This window comes from Proteus cibi, assembly GCF_003144405.1.
Taxonomy (GTDB): domain Bacteria; phylum Pseudomonadota; class Gammaproteobacteria; order Enterobacterales; family Enterobacteriaceae; genus Proteus; species Proteus cibi.
In genome coordinates this window covers 170627-195474 of the sequence record NZ_PENW01000031.1, presented here as the reverse complement: position 1 = coordinate 195474, position 24848 = coordinate 170627, and the positions used below count along the sequence as shown (strand labels likewise).

21 protein-coding genes are annotated in these 24848 nt (G+C 40.1%); 13 read left to right on the top strand and 8 right to left on the bottom strand.

Annotation, left to right across the window (positions count from 1 at the left end):
- Nucleotides 1-105 precede the first annotated feature (105 nt).
- On the top strand, nt 106-423 hold the full coding sequence (locus DK865_RS16325; protein WP_023583637.1) for a hypothetical protein: 318 nt from the start codon (nt 106-108) through the stop codon (nt 421-423).
- 85 nt (nt 424-508) lie between these two features.
- On the opposite strand, the gene hemY is transcribed toward DK865_RS16325, so the two are convergent.
- From hemY to hemC, 4 genes are read right to left on the bottom strand one after another with little or no spacing between them, the layout of a single operon-like run.
- Nucleotides 509-1729 (bottom strand): protoheme IX biogenesis protein HemY, encoded by a 1221-nt coding sequence (hemY, locus tag DK865_RS16320; RefSeq protein WP_109392358.1) that lies wholly within the window; start codon nt 1727-1729, stop codon nt 509-511.
- 4 nt (nt 1730-1733) lie between these two features.
- Complete coding sequence (gene hemX / locus DK865_RS16315) at nt 1734-2987, bottom strand: uroporphyrinogen-III C-methyltransferase (RefSeq protein ID WP_023583635.1); 1254 nt, start codon at nt 2985-2987, stop codon at nt 1734-1736.
- Nucleotides 2988-3007: 20 nt separating this feature from the next.
- The gene (gene hemD, locus DK865_RS16310; RefSeq protein WP_109392357.1) at nt 3008-3745 is read right to left on the bottom strand and encodes a uroporphyrinogen-III synthase; all 738 of its coding nucleotides are present in this window, start codon (nt 3743-3745) and stop codon (nt 3008-3010) included.
- Nucleotides 3742-4683 (bottom strand): hydroxymethylbilane synthase, encoded by a 942-nt coding sequence (gene hemC / locus DK865_RS16305; RefSeq protein WP_023583633.1) that lies wholly within the window; start codon nt 4681-4683, stop codon nt 3742-3744. Before hemC ends, hemD begins: the two co-directional genes overlap by 4 nt.
- A gap of 994 nt (nt 4684-5677) precedes the next feature.
- On the opposite strand from hemC, the gene DK865_RS16300 reads away from it, so the two are divergent.
- Entirely contained in the window at nt 5678-8272 is a 2595-nt protein-coding gene (locus DK865_RS16300; protein ID WP_036914730.1) for a class I adenylate cyclase, read from the top strand.
- A 70-nt stretch (nt 8273-8342) separates the two neighbouring features.
- Here DK865_RS16300 and cyaY read toward each other — a convergent pair whose 3' ends face one another.
- Nucleotides 8343-8660 carry an iron donor protein CyaY gene (cyaY, locus tag DK865_RS16295; protein WP_036914728.1) on the bottom strand — a complete coding sequence of 106 codons (318 nt, stop codon included), beginning with the start codon at nt 8658-8660 and terminating at the stop codon, nt 8343-8345.
- A gap of 79 nt (nt 8661-8739) precedes the next feature.
- On the opposite strand from cyaY, the gene lptM reads away from it, so the two are divergent.
- The 7 genes from lptM to DK865_RS16260 all read left to right on the top strand — a co-directional run bounded on the left by lptM (nt 8740) and on the right by DK865_RS16260 (nt 14988).
- Nucleotides 8740-8907: an LPS translocon maturation chaperone LptM gene (gene lptM / locus DK865_RS16290; protein WP_071788576.1), complete on the top strand. Its 168-nt coding sequence runs from the start codon at nt 8740-8742 to the stop codon at nt 8905-8907.
- Between the two features lie 41 nt (nt 8908-8948).
- Nucleotides 8949-9773 carry a diaminopimelate epimerase gene (dapF, locus tag DK865_RS16285; protein ID WP_023583631.1) on the top strand — a complete coding sequence of 275 codons (825 nt, stop codon included), beginning with the start codon at nt 8949-8951 and terminating at the stop codon, nt 9771-9773.
- A gap of 25 nt (nt 9774-9798) precedes the next feature.
- Nucleotides 9799-10509, top strand: coding sequence for a DUF484 domain-containing protein (locus DK865_RS16280; RefSeq protein ID WP_023583630.1), 711 nt, complete (start codon nt 9799-9801; stop codon nt 10507-10509).
- Complete coding sequence (xerC, locus tag DK865_RS16275) at nt 10506-11429, top strand: tyrosine recombinase XerC (protein WP_023583629.1); 924 nt, start codon at nt 10506-10508, stop codon at nt 11427-11429. Before DK865_RS16280 ends, xerC begins: the two co-directional genes overlap by 4 nt.
- Nucleotides 11429-12145: a 5-amino-6-(5-phospho-D-ribitylamino)uracil phosphatase YigB gene (gene yigB, locus DK865_RS16270; protein ID WP_023583628.1), complete on the top strand. Its 717-nt coding sequence runs from the start codon at nt 11429-11431 to the stop codon at nt 12143-12145. Before xerC ends, yigB begins: the two co-directional genes overlap by 1 nt.
- Nucleotides 12146-12289: 144 nt before the next feature.
- The gene (gene uvrD, locus DK865_RS16265; RefSeq protein ID WP_023583627.1) at nt 12290-14446 is read left to right on the top strand and encodes a DNA helicase II; all 2157 of its coding nucleotides are present in this window, start codon (nt 12290-12292) and stop codon (nt 14444-14446) included.
- A 146-nt stretch (nt 14447-14592) separates the two neighbouring features.
- On the top strand, nt 14593-14988 hold the full coding sequence (locus DK865_RS16260) for a hypothetical protein (protein WP_109392356.1): 396 nt from the start codon (nt 14593-14595) through the stop codon (nt 14986-14988).
- An 11-nt stretch (nt 14989-14999) separates the two neighbouring features.
- Here DK865_RS16260 and rarD read toward each other — a convergent pair whose 3' ends face one another.
- Nucleotides 15000-15893 (bottom strand): EamA family transporter RarD, encoded by an 894-nt coding sequence (gene rarD / locus DK865_RS16255; RefSeq protein WP_036914725.1) that lies wholly within the window; start codon nt 15891-15893, stop codon nt 15000-15002.
- Nucleotides 15894-16038: 145 nt separating this feature from the next.
- Nucleotides 16039-16506 (bottom strand): thioesterase family protein, encoded by a 468-nt coding sequence (locus DK865_RS16250; RefSeq protein WP_023583624.1) that lies wholly within the window; start codon nt 16504-16506, stop codon nt 16039-16041.
- Between the two features lie 232 nt (nt 16507-16738).
- Here DK865_RS16250 and pldA point away from each other — a divergent pair, with 232 nt between their 5' ends.
- The 4 genes from pldA (at nt 16739) to yigL (ending at nt 21394) form a co-directional block, all read left to right on the top strand.
- Nucleotides 16739-17614, top strand: a complete 876-nt coding sequence (gene pldA / locus DK865_RS16245; RefSeq protein ID WP_023583623.1) for a phospholipase A — start codon at nt 16739-16741, stop codon at nt 17612-17614.
- Nucleotides 17615-17728: 114 nt separating this feature from the next.
- Nucleotides 17729-19558 (top strand): ATP-dependent DNA helicase RecQ, encoded by a 1830-nt coding sequence (gene recQ, locus DK865_RS16240; RefSeq protein ID WP_036914723.1) that lies wholly within the window; start codon nt 17729-17731, stop codon nt 19556-19558.
- A gap of 18 nt (nt 19559-19576) precedes the next feature.
- Entirely contained in the window at nt 19577-20581 is a 1005-nt protein-coding gene (gene pldB, locus DK865_RS16235) for a lysophospholipase L2 (RefSeq protein ID WP_109392355.1), read from the top strand.
- Nucleotides 20582-20593: 12 nt separating this feature from the next.
- On the top strand, nt 20594-21394 hold the full coding sequence (gene yigL / locus DK865_RS16230; RefSeq protein ID WP_023583620.1) for a sugar/pyridoxal phosphate phosphatase YigL: 801 nt from the start codon (nt 20594-20596) through the stop codon (nt 21392-21394).
- Nucleotides 21395-21492: 98 nt separating this feature from the next.
- Here yigL and mscM read toward each other — a convergent pair whose 3' ends face one another.
- The gene (gene mscM / locus DK865_RS16225; protein WP_036914721.1) at nt 21493-24828 is read right to left on the bottom strand and encodes a miniconductance mechanosensitive channel MscM; all 3336 of its coding nucleotides are present in this window, start codon (nt 24826-24828) and stop codon (nt 21493-21495) included.
- Nucleotides 24829-24848: the final 20 nt, after the last annotated feature.

Below are 24848 nucleotides of genomic sequence, written 5' to 3'. Positions count from 1 at the left end.
GTTTTATACAGGCGTTTTTTTATATATCGATCACACATCCATTTTGTATTCACTGCATTATCACGCTATTATCCAGCGCAAGGGTAGATTGGAGATAGCATCAATATGATAAATAAACAAAAAGCATATCTTGCACAAGAAAAACTCTTTCTTATAGAGAAATTTGGCCCGTTATTGTTCTTTTTGATCCCTCTGATCATGCTCATTATTGGTGGCAAATCATGGGCTAAATATGTGGCTTTTCTTTGTCAGGGGATCGCACTGATTTATATCGCCGTATTTTATCAAGCGAGAAAATACTATCTGTCATTTAAGCAAGAAAATGAGAAAGGCATACCTACTCGCTTTTATCGTATTGCTTGGGTGTATGTGTTTTTGACTTTATGTGTAGAAGTGGGGCTGTTATTTCAGTACGGCTTTTAAATCAAATAAAAAAACCCTCAATATAAAGAGGGTTTTTAAATCAGTCGATCAAATAGATGATGATCGCGTTCATTATTGACTGAGCTTATTTACTTTTTTTAGGCTCTTCAAAAATGACAGAATCCTTTTTCAGTGTCATTAATAAAGCATCTTTACGTACTTTTGCCGACTCTTCAGATTTCTTCTGTTTATCTAATGCATCAGCAAGCCACGCAAAGTCATGAACATCAGGACGTTGTTTTAACGCATTACGAAAAGCCTCTTCAGCTTGAGCCCATTGTCCTTGTTGCATTGCTATCTGACCTAATGTGCTATTGAGTAATGGCGTTGGCCCATGTTGTTTAATTAATGTATTAAGCACTTTCATAATAACATTGGCATCTGTATTTTTTAAACGAGGCAATAGTAAGATCAAGCGCTCGTCATACTGGCGTTTAATACCGTCTAATATGATCGTTTGAGCGGTATCTGGATCGTTACACTCAATAAGGTGTTCAGCCAAAACGACACGCAATGCATTATCGTGATGTACTTTACGAGGCTGTGCTTTCCACCAATTTTTCAGCCCGTCACAGCCATTTTCGGACATTTTCTGTCCCATAATCCCGATATAGGCTTTTTGGCGTAATTGCTCTCGTTCATCATCCGTGTGTAATGCAATCTTTTGCATGGAAGGAATGATATCAAGCAATGCTTGCCAAGCGGCTGTTCGTGTATAAGCGACTTCGGCAAGTCGTAACACTTCTGGATGGCGAGGGGCTTGATTTAATAATTCATCAACTCCAGTTCGCGCTGCATGATTTTCATTTTGCGCTAATAAAATACGTACTCGTGTGATATCAACGGGAAGCTGATTAGTATCAGCAAGCTCGGCTGCACGTTCAAGGTGTTGCTGAACTCGGAACTCATCACCTCGCTGTTGTGCGGCTTCAGCGGCTAACAGGTAGTTTACAACGGGTTGTTCTGCATAATCGGCATTACGGCTCATCAGTTTTTCAACTTCTTTAAAATCACCTTCCGCTAATTTCATTAATGCCATGCTAGTTTGTTTGCGCGCACGATTACGTTTACGGAAAGAAAACCAACTATATGCTTTTGAGCCTGTGCCGATAAAGCGGCGATAACTCCAACCAATCAGTAGTAATGCTAATTGTAGTAAAACAAACATAATGACAAGGCTGGTCACACTGGTTTCAATATCCCAATCATCAGTTTGTATAAGCACATAACCTTGATGACCTGCCAATAGTGGACCAAAAATGATGCCCGCAATAAGCACCACAAAAAGGAGCAGTATTTTTAACATAAGCTTATTCTCCTTGGTGTGTTACGGGTGCGTCAGCAGTTGTACTATCAGCTGCGGCATCTTGTACGCTTTCTGATGTATTATGTTCAGCCTCTACCGCTTGCGCATCTTGGGCTTCAGCCACTGGTGGCTCGACATACTCATTTTGCGCCAATAAATTGCGGATTTGCTTTTCTACACGTTTTTCTAGCAGTGTCGGGCTCTTCAATTCTGATGGCATTGCTAGCGTAATAGGCTGTTTCTCTAATTCAGATACCGTATCTAAAAATGCGGTTGTGCTTGGATCTGTGGTATCAAAATAAGCACGTACCCAAGTGGATACCGCTTCCAGTGATTGCTGATAAGTTTCAGTTTGATGACGAGGCACTGCTTGAGAAGCAATTAATAAACGTGAACGGATATTTTCACGTAAGTAGACATCTTGATTCGGTGCTAATAAAGGCACTGCCGCGGTATCACGGCGACGAATGGTAATAAAATCATCCATAAAGCTTTTCCAGCTTTTACTGAGATTCTGTTTCCAATCAGATAGTGAACCTGAAATGGTTTCGTCGTTTTTATCCATTGGAGAGCCATTGCGCTCAAAACCAGCTAAACGGAGATTATCGATCTGATTCGCTAACTGGTTTAGTTGTAAGATAATGCCATCATTATCAATTTTGGTGAGAGCAGCTAAGCTACTGATATCTTCATTAATAGCACGACGGATCTCAAGTAAACTTGGATCGTTCATTTCTGCTAAGCTACTATCCGCACCTTTTAATAAACTTACAGCGGTCACAACATCTTGATCATTCCATAACTTACGACCAGCCATTTTCACCATAAAATCGGCTTGTGCTAATAGCCAACTTTTGACATCTGCACTAGAAATAGCGGCAAAGCGTGTTTGTAGATCTTGAATTTGGCGCTCTGTTGTTTGACGTTCGTTTTGTAATTTATCAATAGTTTGTTTTTGTGAGTTAAACATACTATCAATATTGTCAAAACGTTGTTGATAAGTATTTTGGAGTTGCTGTAATTGAGCAAGCTCAGATTTGAGTGATTGATTTTCTACACTCAGCTTTGATGCTTGTTGATTGGTGTAATAGTAAAGGCTACCACCGATTGCCAAAATAACAAGGATAGCAACAGCACTTCCAATTAGGCCTGAGCGCTTGTTATTAACAGGTTTGACTTCCTGATAGCGGACACTCTCATCAGCTTTAGCTGTATCTTTTGGCAAGTCATTATCATTCGTATTTTTCTGTTCCGTCATATCGGCGTCTCATTTAGGTTCTATATCAATGCATGAAATAAAGCATCATTATTGGCACTTTCAGCAACGGTGACGGTTTCCCACCCTAATGTTTTTGCTATTGTTGCTAATCGTTCACTGACCACAAGTAAATGGCAGTTTAACAGCCATGCTTTTTTAGATTCAGCGACCAGATCAAAGAGTTGTTGTAACATTTCACCGCTAGTGACAACAAGTGTATCAACCTGTGCTTTTTCCCATTGAAGAGCAAAGTCTTCAGGGGAATAATGAATAAATAGGCGTTGGTAACATTCGCATTCATCAACGATTGCGCCTCGTTGACTCAATGTTGTTGCGAGTAAGTCACGACCACCGTTACCTCTCAGCAGTAAGATTTGCTTGTTTTTCACCTGATTAAGCGCAGGGAGATCAAGAAGATCTTCACTGGTTTCTCCTTGCTCAGGGTAGCAAATAGGAAGACTGCTTAAATGTTGGAAATCTTTCGCTGTGCTTTGACCTATTCCATAATAGAATAGCGTATCTGGCCATGATTGTTGTAATTGATTTAGTTGCCAGTTTGCGTATGACACCGCATTTTTGGAAAGTAAAAATACACAATCACCCGCCCTTAATCCTTTTAGTTTAGCATCTAATAAAGAGAGTTCACGACCTGCTGTGATCTCGATTAAAGGTGCTTGAAAGGCTGTTTTCCCCGCATCTATTAAACGCTGGGCTAATGCCTTTCCTGCTGGGTTTGGACGAGTAATTAAAATACTCATGCAGGTGTGTTACCTTGATACACTGCCGTTAAAATAGCTCGTGCGCCTTTATCTAAAAGCTCTTCAGCCAATGAAATACCTGCAGCTTCAGCATCTTCGGGAGTCACTAAACGTTCGCCACGTAAAATAGTTTCACCGTCAGGAGAGCCGACTAAAGCACGTAACCAAATTTTGTCATCTTGCCAAATGGCATAGCTTCCAATAGGAACTTGGCAACCGCCTTCAAGACGAGTATTCATTGCACGCTCTGCTTTAACGCAAATTGCGGTGCGTGAGTGATTGAGAGCATCTAATAGTTGGCGAGTGTCATTGTCATCTAAACGACACTCAATTCCTACCGCACCTTGCCCAACCGCAGGTAAAGATTGCTCTGCAGATAATGGTGTGCGAATACGTTCGTTAAGACCTAGGCGCTTTAAGCCAGCAACGGCAAGAATAATGGCATCGTAATCACCGTTATCTAACTTCCCTAAGCGAGTGCCTACATTACCCCGTAAATCACGAATAATGAGGTCTGGACGCTGTGCTTTTAATTGGCATTGGCGACGTAAACTGGATGTCCCGACAATGCTACCCGCAGGAAGTTCTTCTAAGGAATCATAATGATTAGAGACAAACGCATCACGAGGATCTTCGCGTTCACAAATAGTCACTAACCCTAAGCCTTCAGGGAAATCAATAGGAACATCTTTCATCGAGTGAACGGCAATATCTGCGCGAGATCCAAGCAACGCCAGTTCTAACTCTTTTACGAATAGCCCTTTGCCCCCAACCTTCGCTAAAGGTGTATCTAAAATGATGTCACCTTTAGTGACCATCGGTACTAATTCGACGACTAAACCTGGATGAGTAAGTTGTAGTTGTTCTTTCACGTAAAGTGCCTGCCACATAGCAAGAGGGCTTTGGCGGGTAGCAATACGGATGGTACTTTTTGACATAATAGTATTATCTCTTCCGAGCGATTAGCGATATTTTTGTTTAGAAATAAGGCATTGTTTTAACACTTTAAGGCTCAATTTTCCAGTTAAGGCGCTTTGTGTCGTAATAACAATGAAAGAAATGAGGGCATCATCGAAAAAGAAAAAAAGAAAGGGAAAATAAAAAATAAGTAAATAATTCATGGATACTCTTGGGTTTCGTTATTTTTAGAAATTTATTCTTTTTATATCTATATAAAAAGTGTGGTTATTTACAAAGTTAAAACATTAGATTAAGTTTGTTAACATTTGGCGAGTGGGACGTGATATAACTATTGTGTTTAATCTGAACGTATTGATAAAACAACTATTATTTTAAATTTGCTTATCTTTATTATTAATTTTCAATATATAAAAACACGATAAATTTTAACAAAATTATTATTAAATAAAAGAAAGAGAAATAATAAAAATAGAAAAAAGAATTTAAGCTTAAATTAAATAATTAATTAATGAAAATTAAATGTTATTTAAAATATTATTATCGCAATATTAAAAATAGAACTCTTATTTTAAGTGTAAAAATGAAAAATAATTAAAAACTATAAATACTTCATGATTATCAATCAGTTGTTTTTATTTTCGCTTTTTTATCTATTTTTCATGTTTTGTCAAAATTTATTTTCAGGTTCATCATTAAGTAAACAGGGGTTTTTGTGGGGTAAAGGGAGGATTGAGAGATTTTTTTTATCATTTTTTATATAAATAAAATAACTTATCTTTATGATTATAAAGATATTTATGTGGTGGCTTTACACGATTAAGCGCTTAAATATCATTTTTAGATCTTGGTGCTATATTTTTAGTTCCTCTTTACGCCTTGCGCTCAAGGTGTTAAATTGATCACGTTTCCGAGATTTTGTTAGTAAAGTTTTATCTATTATTACCTAACTTAACCTTGGTCACTTATAAACTCAGATTCTACTATCTTCTTAGTATTGTTCAGGCGAAACTCTTGTATCTTTATATTGAAACACTGAAGCAACGGCTGGATGCGATTAATCAACTCAGACTGGAACGAGCATTTGCATCGATGTGTGATGTTTTTAAACAGGTCTATGGTTTAATTCCTGTTTTATTACATTATCACCATCCTGAGTTGCCCGGCTACATACAAGGAAATGTCCCTCACGGCACATGTTTCTTTGAACCTGATGACATGCAACGTCAATGGGCGAATAAGCTGGTTAACGCATTATGTGATGATCCGATGGACGGATACGCCAATGGAGAGCTACCAATTACGGGTATCTATTCAATGGGGAGTACTTCTTCTATTGGTCAAAGTCACTGCTCCGATATTGATATTTGGGTCTGCCATCAATCATGGCTGGATCAAGATGAACGTGCACTTTTACAACGCAAATGCCAATTGATTGAACAATGGGCTGGCGAACTAGGTATTGATGTTACATTTTTCTTAATTGATGAAAATAGATTTCGTCACCATGCAAGTGGCAGCCTAGGTGGAGAAGATTGTGGCTCTACCCAACATATTCTTTTACTTGATGAGTTTTATCGTACAGCGGTACGCCTAGCAGGTAAGCGCTTGCTATGGGCAATGGTGCCGATTGAAGAAGAACATCATTATGATGAATATGTTAACTCCCTTTATGCTCAAGGTGTGTTAACGCCAAATGAGTGGCTAGATCTAGGGGGACTCGGTGAACTTTCTGCTGAAGAGTATTTTGGCGCAAGTTTATGGCAACTCTATAAAAGTGTTGATTCACCTTATAAAGCAGTACTAAAAAGTATTTTATTAGAAGCTTATTCAGCGGACTACCCTAATGGGAAATTGCTGGCATTAGAAATGAAACAACATCTACACCGTGGCGAAATCGTTAATTATGGTTTAGATGCTTATTGTATGATGCTTGAGCGTGTCACTCGCTATTTAGTTTCTATCAATGATTTAACGCGCCTTGATCTTATCCGCCGCTGTTTCTACCTGAAAGTGTGTGAAAAATTATCTAACGAAAAAACACAAAACGAACCAGAAGGTTGGAGACGACAAGTCTTATCGCAATTGGTCACTCAATGGCAATGGGATAATGAGCGTTTAACCGTACTCGATACGCGTGATAGTTGGAAAATCGAGCGTGTGCGTGATGCACACAATGAACTCTTAGATACGATGATGCAAAGCTATCGTAATCTAATCCGTTTTGCGCGTCGTAATAATTTAAGTGTCAGTGCTAGCCCGCAAGATATCGGTGTCCTAACACGTAAACTTTACGCTGCGTTTGAAGCATTACCGGGCAAAGTCACACTGGTTAATCCACAAATCTCCCCCGATTTATCAGAGCCACATTTAACCTTTATTTATGTACCACAAGGTCGAGCCAATCGTAGTGGATGGTATTTATATAATCGCGCCCCCAATTTTGAAAATATCGTTGGGCACCAACCATTAGAATATAACCGCTATTTAAATAAATTAGTGGCATGGTCTTACTTTAATGGGCTGTTAACGAAAGAGTCTCGCGTTTATATTCATCAAGGAGAATCCTCTTGTGATGAAATTAAACTGCATGAATTAGTGAGGGATATGTCGAGCCATTTCCCTATTCGCCTACCTGCACCAACACCGAAAGCACTGTATAGCCCTTGTGAAATTAGACATCTCGCGATTATTGTCAATTTAGAAACTGACCCAACAGAGAGTTTTTCTGATCAAGTGGTTCATTTTGATTTTAGAAAACTTGATGTTTTTAGTTTCGGTGAAAAAGAGCAGTGCCTTATTGGTAGTATTGATTTGTTATACCGTAACTCTTGGAATGAGGTGAGAACCCTTCATTTCAGCGGTACGCAATCTATGTTGGAGTCGTTAAAAACGATTTTAGGTAAAATGCACCAAGATGCCGCTCCACCTGCCTCCGTTGAAGTATTTTGTTATAGCCAACATTTGCGTGGTTTGATCCGTACTCGTGTCCAGCAGTTAGTCTCAGAATGTATTGAATTGCGATTATCAACGAATCGTTTAGAGCCAGGGCGTTTTAAGGCTTTACGCATTGCTGGACAAACGTGGGGATTGTTCTTTGAACGCCTCAATGTATCGGTCCAAAAATTAGAAAATGCTATCGAGTTTTATGGTGCGATTTCATATAACAAGCTTCATGGGTTGCCAGTTAAATTAGATAAAGATGCTCGCTACTTACCTGCAGTGATTGATGGCTTTGCTTGTGAAGGGATTATTCAATTCTTCTTTGAAACCACAGAGGATAATAATGTCTTTAATATCTATATATTAGATGAAGCAAATCGTGTTGAAATTTATTCTCATTGCGAAGGCAGTAAAGAAGAGTTAGTGAAAGATGTTAGCCGTTTTTACTCTTCATCCCATGATCGATTCACATACGGCTCAAGCTTTATTAATTTTAATCTGCCACAGTTTTATCAAATAGTGAAAGTGGACGGATCAACACAAGTGTTACCGTTTGCAGGCGGCTCCTTTGGTAAATTATCTGATCTGGGGAGTAAAGAAACTCAATCAGAGATGAATGTTGTTGCCCACGGGTTTACAGATTATAAAGCGGTGCAACACTCTTAATTGCATACAAGCCAATAAAAACACAAATGGGAGCTTTGATAGCTCCCATTTTTGTCGTTAACTGCGCTTTTTAGAAAGAAAACGCTTCCCCACTTTGTTCTGTTATCGCTTGTGCTAACATGGTTAAAAATTCACCGCCGCTTCTATCACAAATCCATTGTTCATTTTTCCAATCAAAGTGATAGCCACCGGAACGTGTCGCTAACCAAACTTGATGAAATGCTTCCTGACGATTAATGATAATTTTGCTATTATTTTCAAAGGTTAATGTCATTACACCGCCATTGATTTCACAATCAATATCTGCGTCACCTTCATAATTATCAATAGTTTGTTCTATTTCTGACAAGAGTTCGTCAGCTAATTGGTGAAATTCACTGTCGTTCATCTTCATTTCCTATTTGCTTTTCGAGATCTAACTGCGATTATAGAGGATATTAACTAAATAAATGACAGGCAGATTTCGAATGAAAACGTATTTACGTTGCACTCTTGCTATAATAACACTGATTTCTCTTTCTGGTTGCGGCTTGAAAGGTCCTCTTTATTTCCCTCCTGAAGATACTCAGGCAAAAATGACACAGTCATCCCAGCCAACCCAGCAAGTTGAGAGCGCCTCAACTCAGACCAATTAGTCAATCTTAGAAACGGTAATTTCGTTTCAGGCAGGGGCAAGATGCAATTTTCAAAAATGCATGGTCTTGGCAACGACTTTATGGTGGTCGATGCTGTGACTCAAAATGTTTATTTTTCACCAGAATTAATATGTCGATTAGCAAATCGCCATACTGGTGTTGGGTTTGATCAATTATTGGTGGTTGAAGCACCTTATGATCCTGAACTCGATTTCCATTACCGGATTTTTAATGCAGATGGAAGTGAGGTTGCGCAGTGTGGTAATGGTGCCCGTTGCTTTGCTCGATTTGTGAGATTAAAAGGTCTTACAAATAAAAGAGAGATAAAAGTCAGTACGCAGTCTGGCAGAATGACCTTGCATGTTATGGATAATGACGATGTGTGCGTCAATATGGGCGAGCCTGAGTTTGAACCTCAAAAAGTCCCTTTCCGTGCACAAAAGGCAGAAAAGACCTATATTATCAGGGCAATGGAACGCACTGTATTATGTGGTGTGGTTTCAATGGGAAATCCTCATTGCGTTATTCAGGTTGATGACATTAAAACCGCAGAAGTTGAGTTGTTAGGGCCTGTGTTAGAGCAACATGAACGTTTTCCTGAACGTGCTAATATTGGTTTTATGCAAATTGTAGACAGAAGTCAGCTTCATTTGCGGGTATTTGAACGTGGTGCAGGTGAAACAAATGCTTGTGGTAGCGGGGCTTGTGCAGCTGTCGCCGTTGGTATTTCACAAGGCTTATTAGATAAACGTGTGAAAGTCACCTTACCAGGTGGATCATTGCTAATTGAATGGAAAGGAGAGGGTCACTCTCTTTATATGACTGGGCCTGCGACACATATCTATGATGGGATCATTCAGTTATAACATTATTTTTTGAGAGGCTATCTGTATGACGGATAAAAATGAGCAGTTCTGTTGCCCTGAAACAAACGAACTTAATGACCAACAAGTGATCCGTTACCTCAGGGAACATCCTGGTTTTTTTATCCGTAATGCAAGCTATATTGAGCAAATGCAAGTTCCTCATCCCGTCAGAGGAACGGTTTCTTTAGTTGAATGGATAATGTCGCGTCAACGTAACCGTATCCACTATCTTGAAGAAGATATGCGTTTGTTGATAGAACAAGCCTCTGAAAATGAAGCCTTGTTTAGCCAACTCTTATTATTAATTTCTGAACTCTCTAGCAGTGCTTCTCTCCACGAAATGTTAGAACGTTTAAACCTTTGGGCAAAGGAATTAGGACTTTATTCAGTTCAATTACGTCTATTTACCGATCGCTGGCAATTACAGCCACCTTTAGATGCACAAGATCTCCCATTATCCCGCCAAGCATTTGAACATTTTCGCATTCAACGTATGGGTGATGATAATCACTATCTAGGTACATTAAATGGGCAAGAGATAATGCTCTTGATGCCTAATGTACGACGTTCTGGTTCCGTTGCACTTTCATTATTAGGGCATTATGGCGATTTGGGTGTGATTATTTTTAATAGCCGAGATAGCCAACATTTTCAGGAAGGAATGGGCACAGTCATGTTAGATAAGCTCGCCCATATTTTACCCGAGTTGTTACTTCGTTGGATTGCAAGGCAATGAATCAACCAATAGATATTCCAGAAACACTCTCCACCGCTATCGAGCAATTCTTGCGTTATATCCAAGTTGAACGCCGATTAAGCCCTGTCACCGTAGAAAATTATCATCGCCAACTGACTGCATTAGCGCAAATGATGGTAGCGATGAAAATCACACAATGGATATCACTTGAAAGTCAACATGTACGCATGCTATTAGCGAAAAGTCATCGTAGCGGTTTACAATCGGCTAGCCTTGCTTTGCGCTTTTCGGCGTTACGTAGCTTTCTTGATTGGCAAGTGATGCAAGGGATGTTAGAGGTTAATCCCGCTAAAGGTATTCGTACACCTAAATCTGGTCGCCACCTTCCTAAAAATATGGATGTCGATGAAGTTAGCCAATTGATGAATATCGACTTAAAAGATCCGCTCTCTGTGAGAGATAGAACCATGCTAGAAGTGATGTATGGTGCAGGATTACGTCTATCAGAATTGACTAACTTAAACATTAGCGATATCGACATGAATGAAGGTGAAGTTCGTGTGTTAGGGAAGGGAAGTAAAGAACGAAAAGTACCATTGGGAAGAAAAGCGCTAGAGTGGTTACAAAATTGGTTTCCGATGCGAGAACTCTATGCACCTGAGGATAAAGCTGTCTTTATCTCCACCCAAAGCGGTAAGCGTTTATCCGTGCGTAGTGTACAAAAACGGTTTGAACTTTGGGGTATTAAACAAGGACTAAGTAGCCATGTGAATCCTCATAAATTACGCCACTCGTTTGCCACTCATTTGTTGGAATCCAGTGGTGATTTACGTGCTGTACAAGAATTGTTAGGGCACGCTAATTTATCGACCACACAAGTTTATACCCACTTAGATTTTCAGCATTTAGCGAAAGTCTATGATGCAGCTCATCCGAGAGCTAAGAGAGAAAAATCATAATGCGCTTTTACAGAACTCTGACGCCAATTGCAGCGATGACTTTTGATTTAGATGACACGCTGTATGACAATGTACCAGTGATGGACAGAACTGAAAAAGAGACGCTGGATTTTATTCGTCAATATGATCTGCGTTTTAATCATTTCACAGAAAAAGATGTGAATGCCTATAAAAAGCCACTTATAGAAAATAATCCTGATATTTTTCATGATATTACGCAATGGCGTTGGCTTGCTGCTAGAAATATGCTGTTAGATTACAGTTACAGTGAAGCCAAAGCACAACAAGGTGCCGATGAGATTATGGCGCACTTTGCTTATTGGCGTAGCCGTATTAATGTGCCTAAAAATACCCATCACGTTCTCACCGAACTGGCACAGAAAATCCCATTAATTGCGATTACAAATGGTAATGCAAACCCATTAAGTTGTGGCTTAGGGCAGTATTTTTCACATATTTTAAAAGCGGGTCCTGATGGTCGCTCTAAGCCTTATCCTGATATGTTTGATAAAGCCGCCTCACTGTTAAATCTTCCACATGAGAAAATTCTACATGTGGGTGATCATCTTGTAACCGATGTCGAGGGGGCTGTTAATAGTGGATTACAAGCGTGCTGGATTAACCTAGATAACCGTAGTTTGTTTGAAGAAGGTGAAACCAGAGTCATGCCACATATTGAAATTACAGATTTAAGCAAACTGATAGAATTAGTTTAATGTGATATTCGGTAAGAATGGTACAGATAAACGCGGTTAAAAAAGGCTTTATTTTGCATAGCGCGTAAATTCCTGTTAGTTTGTTGCTTACTCACTATTTCTGTATATATCCACAGTATTTTCTTCACTAAATGATTGGTAATTATGGACGTCTCATATCTGCTAGAAGGCCTTAACGATAAACAGCGCGAAGCTGTAGCCGCACCTCGTATTAATATGCTGGTGTTAGCTGGCGCAGGCAGTGGTAAAACTCGGGTACTGGTACATCGTATCGCTTGGTTATTATCTGTTGAACAAGCTTCTCCTTTTTCGATTATGGCTGTGACGTTTACCAATAAAGCCGCTGCAGAGATGCGCCATCGTATTGAGGACTTAATTGGTACAAGCCAAGGTGGTATGTGGATTGGTACTTTCCATAGCCTTGCTCATCGTTTATTACGCGCACACTATCTTGATGCAAATTTGCCACAAGACTTCCAAATTATTGATAGTGATGATCAATATCGCCTTATTCGCCGCATTGTTAAGTCAATGGATCTTGATGATAAACAATGGCCTGCACGTCAAGGCATGTGGTATATCAACGGTAAAAAAGATGAGGGTTTACGACCTCAACATATTCAAACATATGGTAATCCTGTTGAAACAACATGGTTGAAAGTGTATCAAGCATATCAAGAAGCATGTGATCGTGCGGGGCTGGTGGACTTTGCTGAGCTTTTATTACGTGCCCATGAACTTTGGCTGAATAAACCTCAAATTTTAGAACATTACCAAAATCGCTTTACCAATATCTTGGTTGATGAGTTCCAAGATACTAACCGTATTCAATACGCATGGATAAGAATGTTAGCGGGGCAAACGGGTAAAGTGATGATTGTCGGTGATGATGATCAATCTATTTATGGCTGGCGTGGTGCGCAAGTCGAGAATATTCAAAATTTCTTAAATGAATTTCCTGGCGCAGAGACGATCCGATTAGAGCAAAATTATCGTTCTACCAGTAATATTCTAAAAGCTGCGAATGCACTCATTGCCAATAACAGTGACAGATTAGGTAAAAACCTGTGGACTGAAGGGGCGGAAGGTGAGCCTATTTCGCTGTATTGTGCTTTTAATGATTTGGATGAAGCGCGTTATGTTGTAGGTCGAATTAAGCGCTGGCAAGAAGAAGGTGGTGCGCTAACAGACTGCGCCATTCTTTATCGTAGCAATGCCCAATCTCGTATAATGGAAGAGGCGTTATTACAAGCGGCGATGCCATATCGTATCTATGGTGGTCAGCGTTTCTTCGAGCGCCAAGAGATCAAAGATGCACTCTCTTATATGCGATTAACGGCTAATCGCCATGATGATGCTTCTTTTGAACGTGTTGTGAATACACCAACACGCGGCATTGGTGATAGAACACTAGATATTGTTCGCCAAGTCGCAAGAGATAACCAAATTACTTTATGGGAAAGTGCATTACAGGTTATTGAACATAAAATGTTAGCAGGGCGTGCAACCGCTGCGATTCAACGATTCTTAGAGCTGATAGAAACACTCGCTTCTGAAACAGCAGATATGCCATTACATGTGCAAACAGACCGAATTATCCGTGATTCAGGTTTAAAAGCGATGTATGAGCAAGAAAAAGGTGAAAAAGCACAAGCCCGTATTGAAAACTTAGAAGAACTGGTCACTGCGACTCGCCAATTTAGTTATCAAGATGAAGATGAAGATCTAATGCCTCTGCAAGCGTTTCTTTCGCATGCTGCATTAGAATCCGGCGAAAGCCAAGCGGATGCATATCAAGATGCAGTGCAGTTAATGACACTTCACTCGGCTAAAGGGCTCGAATTTTCACAAGTCTTTATTGTGGGTGTAGAAGAAGGCATGTTCCCAAGTCAAATGTCACTAGATGAGGGCGGGCGTTTAGAAGAAGAACGTCGCTTGGCGTATGTTGGTGTTACTCGAGCAATGAAAAAGTTAACACTCACTTACGCTGAAAACCGCCGTTTATATGGAAAAGAAGTCAGCCATCGTCCTTCTCGTTTTATTGGTGAATTACCTAAAGAATGTGTCGAAGAGGTACGTTTACGCGCCACGGTTTCCCGTCCTGTTAATCATAGCCGTTTAGGCACGCCGATTATCAACAATGATACGGGGTATTCGCTTGGGCAACGTGTGAAGCATCCCAAATTTGGTGATGGCACCATTATCAATATTGAAGGTAGCGGTGAACATTGTCGATTACAAATCGCCTTTAATGGTGAAGGGATTAAATGGCTGGTGGCAGCATTTGCTCGACTGGAATAAACCTCAATTAGAGTGAATTAGCATTACCCAATATAAAAAAACACCCTTACTTATTTGATAGATAAGCTAGGGTGTTTTTTTTAAGGGAAGTTCAAATAGGTTACTTAATAATCTCGTTATCTATTCTTACTTAACGGGATTAATTGATGAAATCCTCTAGCGTATTTTTTTATACCTACTCTTTTGTCGCACCTTGTACGCGTACCTCTTCTGCCTCTTTTCCTAGTAATAAATTATTGATCGAAAATACTGATGAAGTCCTTTGTGATACCTATCATCCCAGTGAACCCATCAATGAACTTGAAGAAGATCTCTATTGTAAATTGTTAAGGCATCAGCGTGATTTTGTTCCTAGAATCAATCTCTACCCTTGGATTGTGATTAACCGTATTCAGGTGATTAATAACTCAATATCAGCACTATTTAGGCGCTCGTGTCGGTATGTGGAAGAGATAGCCAAGAATGCACATCTGTTAAAGAAAAATCAGAAGAAAAAATGCTCTTCCGCTTTTACTCAAATTGGTAATTTAGCGGAAGAGTGAGTTTTAGAGGGTTAGTTACGTCTTAAACGGCGTTGTGTATAAAGAGCATCCAGCGTAAAGAGGATCAGCGCAACCCAAATAAAGCCGAAGGTGATCAGCCGTTCAGCATCAATTTTTTCGCCATATACCATTGTGGCAAGAATAAACATCAAGGTTGGGCCAATATATTGGAAAAAGCCCAAGGTTGATAAACGCAGATGATGCGCAGCTTCTGTAAAAAGCAGTAGTGGTACAGTTGTAATAATACCAGCTGCAATTAACAAGGTATTTAATGACCAACTATTTTCAAGCATATTGCTAGTCGGTGAATGTGTGAAAAAGGAGAGATAAACTAATGCAACAGGGAATAGCCATAATGTTTCTACCAACATACCTGTTTGTGCATCGACACCCAATTTTTTACGCAGTAAGCCATAAAGACCAAAAGTGACGGCGAGGCTTAATCCAATCACGGGGACTGAACCAAAGTGCCAGAGTTGAATAAAGACACCTGTAAATGCTAAACCTACTGCTACCCATTGCATACGGCGGAAGCGTTCGCTTAAGAAAAGCATGCCAAAGAGTACGTTAACCAGTGGATTAATAAAGTAACCAAGGCTGGCTTCTAGCATGTAGCCGTGATTAACTGCCCATATATAGGTAAGCCAGTTAGTTGCGATAATGACGGCAGTCAGTGCTAAAAGAAGCATTTTTTTAGGTTGACGTATTAATTGACGCAAATAGGGCCAATGACGACTGATAGTCATTAAAATCAACATAAAAAAGAACGACCATAAAATACGGTGCGTTAAGATCTCTTCTGCAGGCACTTCTTGAATGCTTTTAAAATAGACAGGGGCAATACCCCAGATCAAATAGGCGCCTAAGGCACATAAAACGCCTTTCATCGTGTTTTTCTGGCTCATGCTATCTCTGGAATTGATGGAAAGGAAAAGTGTGACGGGGTTATCATACCCAATGACATTATCTAATGTGTCATTAGGCATGTATTTTTACAAGTAATTAATACTAATCTAAGCATTATCGCGCACAATGAATTCTAACAAAGGCTTAACCTACGATATAGGTTGCAGTCCCACTCGCAATATGAACTTGTTTTTCATTATGTAATTCAACACGAGCAACAGACACTTTATTGCCACTGCGTAAAATATGGCTACTTGCAGTAAAATATTCTCCTCGTCCCGGTCTTAAATAATCAACGCGTAAGTCGATAGTGCCCATGTTAGCGAGTTTCTGTTCTAACTGCTCTTGGGATATTGGTGCTAAACGTGTTAATGCATTACCAACACAAACTAATCCCGCACTGACATCAAGCACCGAAGCAATAAGTCCACCGTGTAAAATGCGTTGAGCGATATTACCGACCAATTTATCTTGGTAGCGGAATTGAATTTCCGCGTAGTCTTGCTCAAAGCGAACGAGTTCTAAGCCGATTAATTGATTAAAGGGCATCTTATAAACAAAAACATGACCAATGAGCGTTTGAGCCTCTTCTAATGTTAATTGTTTTTCCATTTTTAGAACCTCTGATATCACGTCGTTAAGTTAATATTATGTTAATAATACATGACAAAATCGTAATTGCACATTCGTGCTATAAATATAACGATATAAAAATATACGAGATTTAATGGCAATTACGTGTAAAATATGAGCGCTAACGTGTAATAAAGCACATATATAAGAATTAATTCTAAAGTAAGTACTAACTTCTATATTATTCAATAATGAAACAGGATAATTAACTATGCGTTACATCCGTTCTTTACTTGCGGTGGTTTTATTCTATCCAGCATGGGGATTTACATCCGAAATACAGGCATCATCATCTCCTGCACCGCTTGTTCAGGGCAGTATCATCTCTGGTTTATTACAAGAGTACGATTCACCTTTTGTTCTTTATCCTTATGAATCCAATTATATTATTTACACTGACACCTCTGATATGAATAAAGAGGCGATTCAAAGTTATGATTGGGGTAATAAGGCTAAAAAAGATGAGGTGAAATTTCAGCTCAGTTTAGCCTTCCCTTTATGGCGTGGCATTGCGGGTGAAAACTCTGTTTTAGCGGCATCTTATACTCAGCGCTCTTGGTGGCAATTAAGCAATAAGAAAGAATCAGCCCCTTTTCGTGAGACAAACTATGAACCGCAACTTTTTCTAGGGTGGGCAACAGACTATAAATTTGCAGGTTGGACACTTCGTGAAATAGAAACGGGTTTTAACCACGAATCAAATGGTCGTTCTGATCCCACCTCTCGTAGCTGGAATCGTGCTTATGCACGTTTTATGGTGCAAAAAGGCAATTTACAGCTTGATTTAAAACCGTGGTATCGCTTTAGTGAAAGTGCTCAACGTGATGATAATCCAGAGATTAATCGCTATATGGGTTATTACCGCTTAAAAGCAGGCTATCGGTTAGGTGAAAGTGTGATCACTGCGACTGGGCGTTATAACTGGAACAGTGGCTATGGAGCGGCTGAATTAGGCTGGAGCTACCCAATTACTAAGCATGTACGCTTTTATACCCAAGTATTTAGTGGCTATGGTGAATCAATGATTGATTATAACTTTCGTCAGACACGGGTCGGTGTTGGTGTGATGCTTAATGATATGCTGTAATTTTCCCCGTTCTGGGTTAGCATAGTGCTATAAATGATGATGGCACCTTCATATTGGTGCCTTTTCTTTTACTCCTCATCATAGTTTTTATCAGCAGCTTTTCAGAGGAACGGTGTGTCCACAGCAGAAGTTCTTAATTCAATGCCATCAGCACAGGTTATTTTGCGAGAAACCTTTGGTTATCAGCAATTTCGCCCTGGTCAGCAAGAAATCATCCATACCATTACCACGGGAAGAGATTGCCTCGTTGTGATGCCGACAGGGGGTGGTAAATCCCTTTGTTATCAAATTCCCGCATTATTGCTCGATGGGCTGACTGTGGTTGTTTCGCCACTCATCTCACTGATGAAAGATCAGGTTGATCAACTTTGCCTTCATGGTATTGAAGCTGCTTATTTAAACTCAACCCAAACGCGTGAAGCGCAGTTTGATGTTCAAATACGTTGTCAAAAGGGCGAAATAAAACTGCTGTATATTGCCCCTGAACGTTTAATGATGGAAAGTTTTCTTCATCAATTAGTGCAGTGGAAACCGGCATTACTTGCTGTTGATGAAGCGCATTGTATTTCACAATGGGGACATGATTTTCGTCCTGAATATCGTGGTATCGGATTATTAAGACAATATCTTCCTGATGTGCCGATTATTGCACTGACGGCAACGGCGGATAATACAACACGTTACGATATTATTAATCAGCTAGTGTTGCGTGATCCTCTGATTCATATCAGCAGTTTCGATAGACCGAATATCCGCTACACTTTAGTAGAGAAATACAAACCGCTTGATCAGCTATGGCTATTTATTCGTGGTCAGAAAGGAAAATCCGGCATTATTTACTGTAATAGTCGCAGTAAAGTCGAAGAAACAGCAGAACGTCTGAGTAAACGAGGATTAAGCATTGCGGGTTATCATGCGGGAATGGAAATTGCACAACGCGCTAAAGTACAAGACGCTTTCCAGCGAGATGATTTGCAAATTGTTGTCGCCACTGTCGCGTTTGGTATGGGAATAAATAAACCCAATGTCCGTTTTGTGGTTCACTTTGATATTCCTCGAAATATTGAATCTTATTACCAAGAAACAGGGCGTGCTGGGCGAGATGGGCTACCCGCAGAAGCGGTCTTATTTTACGATCCTGCCGATATGGCGTGGTTGCGTCGTTGTTTAGATGAAAAGCCAGAAAGTGATCAAAAAGCAATTGAAATGCATAAGCTTAATGCGATGGGAGCCTTTGCTGAAGCGCAAACATGTCGTCGCTTAGTGTTACTAAATTACTTCGATGAACATCGACAAAATGCCTGTGGTAACTGCGATATTTGCCTTGATCCTCCTAAGCAATATGATGGTTTAGTGGATGCACAAAAGGCATTGTCCTGTATTTATCGTACTGGTCAGCATTTTGGTATTGGTTATATTGTTGAAATTTTAAGAGGTGCGAATAATCAGCGTATTCGCGATTCGGGACACGATACATTACCTGTTTATGGTATTGGTAAAGCGCAAAGCCATGAACATTGGGTCAGTGTGATCCGCCAGCTTATTCATTTAGGTATGGTGACACAAAATATTGTCCATCGCTCTGCATTACAACTGACAGAGATGGCTAGACCGATCTTGCGTGGTGAAGTGCCATTACAATTAGCCGTACCTCGATTATTAAGCCCGACAAAAAGCCGTAATCAACAAACAAAAAATACCCATAGACAGTACGATAGAAAATTATTTGCGAAACTGCGTAAATTACGTAAGTCTATTGCTGATGAAGAAAACATTCCGCCATTTGTCGTTTTTAATGATGTCACATTGATTGAAATGGCAGAGCAGTGCCCCGTTTACCCTGATGAATTGTTGTTAATAAACGGTGTTGGACAACGAAAATTAGAACGATTTGGACCCGCTTTTATGACACTCATTCGTGACCATATTGAGGGCTTCGAGTAACGCCAATAAGGAGAGCCAATGACAACCACTCTGTTTAAATATTCGTGGTTATCGCGTGAAAAGCAGTTTTCTGCATTTACGAATGGCGTTTTATTGGATTTTTGGGGGCTACGCGAAGAGGGGGAGTTTATTGGTGTTGATGGTGCCAAAATTCGCTATGTTCATTGGCGCTCACCATCGCACAATAAAGCACTGGTTATTGCTTCAGGTCGCAGTGAAAGCTATGTAAAGTACCCTGAAGTTGCATTTGATTTCTTTCACTCAGGCTATGATGTTTTTCTTCTCGACCATCGAGGACAAGGGCTGTCTGATAGACTATTAGAAGATACGCAAAAAGGGCATGTAGAGAAATTCAGTGATTATATCGATGATTTTTCAACGTTCGTCGATACGATAGTGTTACCTTTTCAATACCCGCATTATTTTGCATTAGCTCACTCAATGGGGGGCGCTATCTTAGCGGGATATCTTCTAAAGCAAACTCATGTTTTTAAAGCAGCGGCATTAAGTGCACCGATGTTTGGTATTAAATTACCCATACCTCGCTGGGTGGCTAATTTTTTAGTTAACCGAGCAGAACAAAGTCAATCTGAAAGAAATAACTACGCGGTATCAACAGGTAAATGGTTTCCACTGCCATTTATCCTTAATGTGTTAACACATAGCCATGAGCGATATCGCCGGTATTTACGTTATTATGCTGATTTTCCAGAGCTACGATTAGGCGGTCCTACTTATCATTGGATGGGAGAAAGTCTAAAAATGGGAGATTGGTTAATTGAACATGCGGGAGAGATTAATACCCCTCTATTAGTGCTCGAGGCAGAGCATGATAAGGTGGTAGATAATCAAGAGCTAAGGGCTTTCTGTGAACGTTATAGTCAGTCCAGAACAAGAGAAGAAAAGCAAAAATTGCCACTGGTGATTGAGGGTGCGCATCATGAAATCTTGTTCGAAATAGATAAGCTACGCTCACAAGCATTAAATGAAATCTGTGAGTTTTATGATAAGCATTTATTTTAATCAGGAATGTGTATGTATTCGATAGTCGCTTCAGATCTTGATGGCACACTGTTATCACCTAACCATGTATTAACTCCCTACACGCAAGAAACTCTGCATCTACTTATCAATAAAGGCGTACATTTTGTATTCGCAACAGGTCGTCATCATGTTGATGTTGCTCAAATTCGTGATGGATTAGGCATCAACGCTTATATGATAACCTCTAATGGTGCACGAGTGCATAATACTCATGGCGACCTTATTTTTAGCCAAGATCTTGAACCTGAAATTGCCTATGATTTGGCTCTTATGGTTTTTGATCACCCTGAAATTGAAACTAATATTTATGCTGGTGACTACTGGTATGTTAATAAAGAGATGCCTGGGGCTTGTGAGTTCTTTAGAGAATCAGATTTTGGCTATGAGTTATATTGTAAAACGGGATTTCCGACCACCAATGTCTGTAAAGTCTTCTTCACCTCTGATGATCATGAGCTATTACTGAAGCTAGAGAATGAAATTAATCAGCGCTGGGGCGATAAGGTTAATGTGAGTTTCTCACTGCGTAATTGCTTAGAAGTGATGGCAGGAGGGGTATCTAAAGGTGAGGCACTAGAAAAAGTGGCTGAGCTGATGCAGCACTCTGCGAAAGATGCTATCGCGTTTGGTGATGGTATGAACGACAAAGAGATGCTACAGATGGCGGGTAAAGGTTGTATTATGGAAAATGCGCACCAGACATTAAAAGATCTGCTACCGAATATGGAAGTCATTGGCACCAATGCCGATGATGCTGTTCCTCATTATTTACGTAAGCTATATCAAGTGTGATCCCTCCTAAAGAAAAAGACGAATAAAAAAGAATAAAGCCATTATCTTCTGGAAAAATGAAAGATAATGGCTTTTTATCAAATTAATCGATGTAGGGCTTATAATCCGCCGACTTCTCTTGGTGTCGCTCGCATTGAGCTACGAATTGTATTTCCCATCATATCGACTCTTGCTTGGAATGGAGGGAACGGTAATGGGATGCCATGCTCAGCGAAGGCTAAGAGAATATTTTGGTGGATTTCGTGTCTTGCTGGCATTCGATGCCCCATCTCTGCTGCATAAACACGTAGTTCGAAAATTTGAATACCTTGCTGTAAATCGACTAGATAAACCTCAGGTGCGGGGTTCTCTAAAATCATTGTGGAGCGTTTTGAGGCTTCTAATAACACATTGGTCACTTGTTCACTGTTGCAGTCTGCTGGAGCAGGGATTGTCATTACGATACGAGTGACTGAATCGGAGAGTGACCAGTTAATAAATTGCTCTGTAATAAAGGCTTTGTTCGGTACGATAATTTCTTTTCTATCCCAGTCGGTTAACGTAGTTGCCCGTGTGTTGATCTTAGAAATATTTCCGGTCAAATTACGAATGGTGACGGTATCACCAATACGGATTGGCTTTTCAAATAAGATCATCAAACCCGAAATGATGTTGGCAAAAATTTCTTGTAAACCAAAACCTAACCCAACCCCCATTGCTGCAACGAGCCATTGCAATTTTGACCACTCAATTCCTAATAAAGAGAAGCCCACAATACTACCAATTAAGGTGATGGTGTATTTGGTCATCGTGGTAATGGCGTAACCGGTACCCGGTGTTAAATCAAGATGTTGCAAAATGGCTAACTCAAGTAAAGCAGGAAGGTTTCGAACTAATTGAGTTGTAATAATAATGACGAGGATCGCCACTAAAATAGAGCCCATCGTGATTGGTTGCACTGTGTTAACGCCATTCACCGATGAGGTAACGTCCCAAAGCCGGATATTATCGACGAAAGAGAACGCCGTGTTTAATTCAGACCACAATAAGATCATCGAGACTAATGCAATCATCGTCAGAATAGAGCGAACTAGACCAATAGATTGCGCACTGATAGCATCAAGGTCTATTTCTTGAGCTTCAATTTCAAGTCCTACGGTGCTTTCACCACTGCTCCCGACAATCGTATTTTCATCTTCACCTTTTGCACGCTGGGCCAGAATTTCTGCACGTTTTTGTTTAGCACGTTCAAAGGCTAATTTCCGGCGCTGAATAAGCATCCATCGCTGAATAATATGGTAGATAATCAGCAGAGCAAACCAAATGGCGACAGACATTTCTAAACGACCGAGTAAGACAATCGAGGTAGAAAGGTAACCTAAGACGGAGGCTAAACCGGCAATAACCGGAGCAACCAGTAAGAACCACCATAAAATGGTGTTGATTAGGTTATCGCCAGATCCATGTTTATCAAGATAAAGCGGGACGTGCGCTTTTTTAAGGCTTGACGTAATAAAGCTTAGGGCAATACAGAGTAGTAAGAAACAGAAACGACCCACCGTTGGAGCAAACTCTCTATCACTATAATATTCAAAGGTAATTAATGACATCATCAGCGGAACGATGACAAAAATAGAAAGTTGGTAAAAGCGCATCGCTTTTTTAACTCGACTCTCTTTCCATTTAAATTGAGCAATAAACAGACCGTTATGACGTGCAAACGTTGCACTGATCATAAATAACCACAGCACAGGTGCTGCCGCTGTGACGCCATATCCAATCGCTCCCGCCATGGGATAACGCCATTCAACACTTTGTAAACCATAACCCACTGCTGACCATAATAGAGGTAATGGCAACGCAATTAAAATTGACCAAAAGACAGTGCGTATTGTCAGTGAAAAGTGATCTTGTGTGACTTTACCAATACGGTTGCTGACTCTTTCAAGAAAGGCGTTGTAATGTTTTCGAGTGCGTAGACTAAAGCCGACTATCGATAAAGTGGCAAAGAGAAATAGGAACGTATCCTGATTTTTAAGCATGCTGACAGCAGCATGACCTAATTGTGAAAAGGTATCCAGCGAAAGCAGTCGAGTAATATCTTTGACCAATAAAACGGGATAATTAAATTTGATTGGGCTGATATCGGCAACCCAGAACATATAACGGTTTGTTGCGTCTTTTGTCTCTTTTAATGCATCCGCTAATTGTGTTGTCGCCACTTTTAGTTTTGTTAACTCAAGAATTTGAGAGTCATAACCGGATAGCAACGAATTCAATAATTCATGACGTGCTTGGATAAGAGAATCAAAAATATATTGCTGAGCTTCAGGTAATTTAGAACCATCGGCAGTTTCTGGCGGCTGGATCTTACTTAAGTTTTCCAGCATATCCTCATAACCTAAACGCTCGACACGTAACTGAATGATATCTCTATCAAGTTCCTGTGAACGAGGCATTTCAGGTAAGCGAGAAAGCTGTGTTCTTAATGCTTCACCTAATGCTGTTGAGCCACTTAACCATTGTGCTTGTTCTCGAATGGTGGTGAGTGTTTGGCGAACTTGCTGTGTCTGTTGTGTGGTAATGCGTTGTTTTTCTGATAATTCACTCATTTCCTGCGTCTGTTTATTCAGGATCTGAGAGAGTTCGCGGTTAGTTTGGATCTGTTTTGTCAGAAACTCAGGAAGTTCCCCCCCTTTCTCCGCTAACATTTCTGTTTTTTCTAATGCGAGATCAGCCACCTCTTGGCGCTTTATATTTAATAGGCTACGCAATTGTTGTAGTTGTACATCAAGGCGCTGATAGCGTTTTTTAAATAATTCTAAGCGAAGGCGAGCGATTTCTTGGCGGTTATTCGCTGAAAGTTGTGCCATTTCTAGCTCATTAACCATCGCTTTACGTGCGGTAACTTCTGCTTGTGTGAGCTTATTTTGTGCTTCTGTTAACGGTGTTGTTGATGCACTGACCGCCGCGAGTCTTGCTGTTGCATCACTGAGTAAACGGCGTGCTTCAGAAAGCTGTTGAGGTAATAAGTTTAAAGATTCGCTAATTTCACGGCTTTTATCTTGTTCTTGCTGTTGAAGCCGTGCTTGTTCCATTAATTGGCTACTGACTTGAATAATTTTCTGTTCTAAATCAGGGATGCTAATTTTTTCAGGGATAGTCGGAACAGCGTGGCTTTCCTCAAGAAGCTTGGTTCTTAACTCTTGCGTAATTTGAGGATAATCATCAATGGTTTTTTGATAGCTGTCTGCGTTTGTTTGCGCTTTTTCACCATCATTAATCCAGTTAATAGTGCCTTGTAGCGCCTGAACTGTCTCAATATCTTGAGGATTGGTACTTCCTTCAAGTTGTTTAATATCTTGACGTAATTTCTCTACATCTGCTGATATTGCGGATGCGCTTAATGAAAGTGTCAAAAAGAGCGAGAAGAAAAGACTGATTATCAGGCGCACAAAGTTACTCCGAATTACGA

What these genes read in the sequence shown, in the direction of transcription:
- DK865_RS16325 (WP_023583637.1), top strand. Translation starts at nt 106, where the DNA reads ATGATAAATAAACAAAAAGCATATCTTGCACAAGAAAAACTCTTTCTT.
- hemY (WP_109392358.1), bottom strand. Translation starts at nt 1,729, where the DNA reads ATGTTAAAAATACTGCTCCTTTTTGTGGTGCTTATTGCGGGCATCATT.
- hemX (WP_023583635.1), bottom strand. Translation starts at nt 2,987, where the DNA reads ATGACGGAACAGAAAAATACGAATGATAATGACTTGCCAAAAGATACA.
- hemD (WP_109392357.1), bottom strand. Translation starts at nt 3,745, where the DNA reads ATGAGTATTTTAATTACTCGTCCAAACCCAGCAGGAAAGGCATTAGCC.
- hemC (WP_023583633.1), bottom strand. Translation starts at nt 4,683, where the DNA reads ATGTCAAAAAGTACCATCCGTATTGCTACCCGCCAAAGCCCTCTTGCT.
- cyaY (WP_036914728.1), bottom strand. Translation starts at nt 8,660, where the DNA reads ATGAACGACAGTGAATTTCACCAATTAGCTGACGAACTCTTGTCAGAA.
- lptM (WP_071788576.1), top strand. Translation starts at nt 8,740, where the DNA reads ATGAAAACGTATTTACGTTGCACTCTTGCTATAATAACACTGATTTCT.
- dapF (WP_023583631.1), top strand. Translation starts at nt 8,949, where the DNA reads ATGCAATTTTCAAAAATGCATGGTCTTGGCAACGACTTTATGGTGGTC.
- DK865_RS16280 (WP_023583630.1), top strand. Translation starts at nt 9,799, where the DNA reads ATGACGGATAAAAATGAGCAGTTCTGTTGCCCTGAAACAAACGAACTT.
- xerC (WP_023583629.1), top strand. Translation starts at nt 10,506, where the DNA reads ATGAATCAACCAATAGATATTCCAGAAACACTCTCCACCGCTATCGAG.
- yigB (WP_023583628.1), top strand. Translation starts at nt 11,429, where the DNA reads ATGCGCTTTTACAGAACTCTGACGCCAATTGCAGCGATGACTTTTGAT.
- uvrD (WP_023583627.1), top strand. Translation starts at nt 12,290, where the DNA reads ATGGACGTCTCATATCTGCTAGAAGGCCTTAACGATAAACAGCGCGAA.
- DK865_RS16260 (WP_109392356.1), top strand. Translation starts at nt 14,593, where the DNA reads ATGAAATCCTCTAGCGTATTTTTTTATACCTACTCTTTTGTCGCACCT.
- rarD (WP_036914725.1), bottom strand. Translation starts at nt 15,893, where the DNA reads ATGAGCCAGAAAAACACGATGAAAGGCGTTTTATGTGCCTTAGGCGCC.
- DK865_RS16250 (WP_023583624.1), bottom strand. Translation starts at nt 16,506, where the DNA reads ATGGAAAAACAATTAACATTAGAAGAGGCTCAAACGCTCATTGGTCAT.
- pldA (WP_023583623.1), top strand. Translation starts at nt 16,739, where the DNA reads ATGCGTTACATCCGTTCTTTACTTGCGGTGGTTTTATTCTATCCAGCA.
- pldB (WP_109392355.1), top strand. Translation starts at nt 19,577, where the DNA reads ATGACAACCACTCTGTTTAAATATTCGTGGTTATCGCGTGAAAAGCAG.
- yigL (WP_023583620.1), top strand. Translation starts at nt 20,594, where the DNA reads ATGTATTCGATAGTCGCTTCAGATCTTGATGGCACACTGTTATCACCT.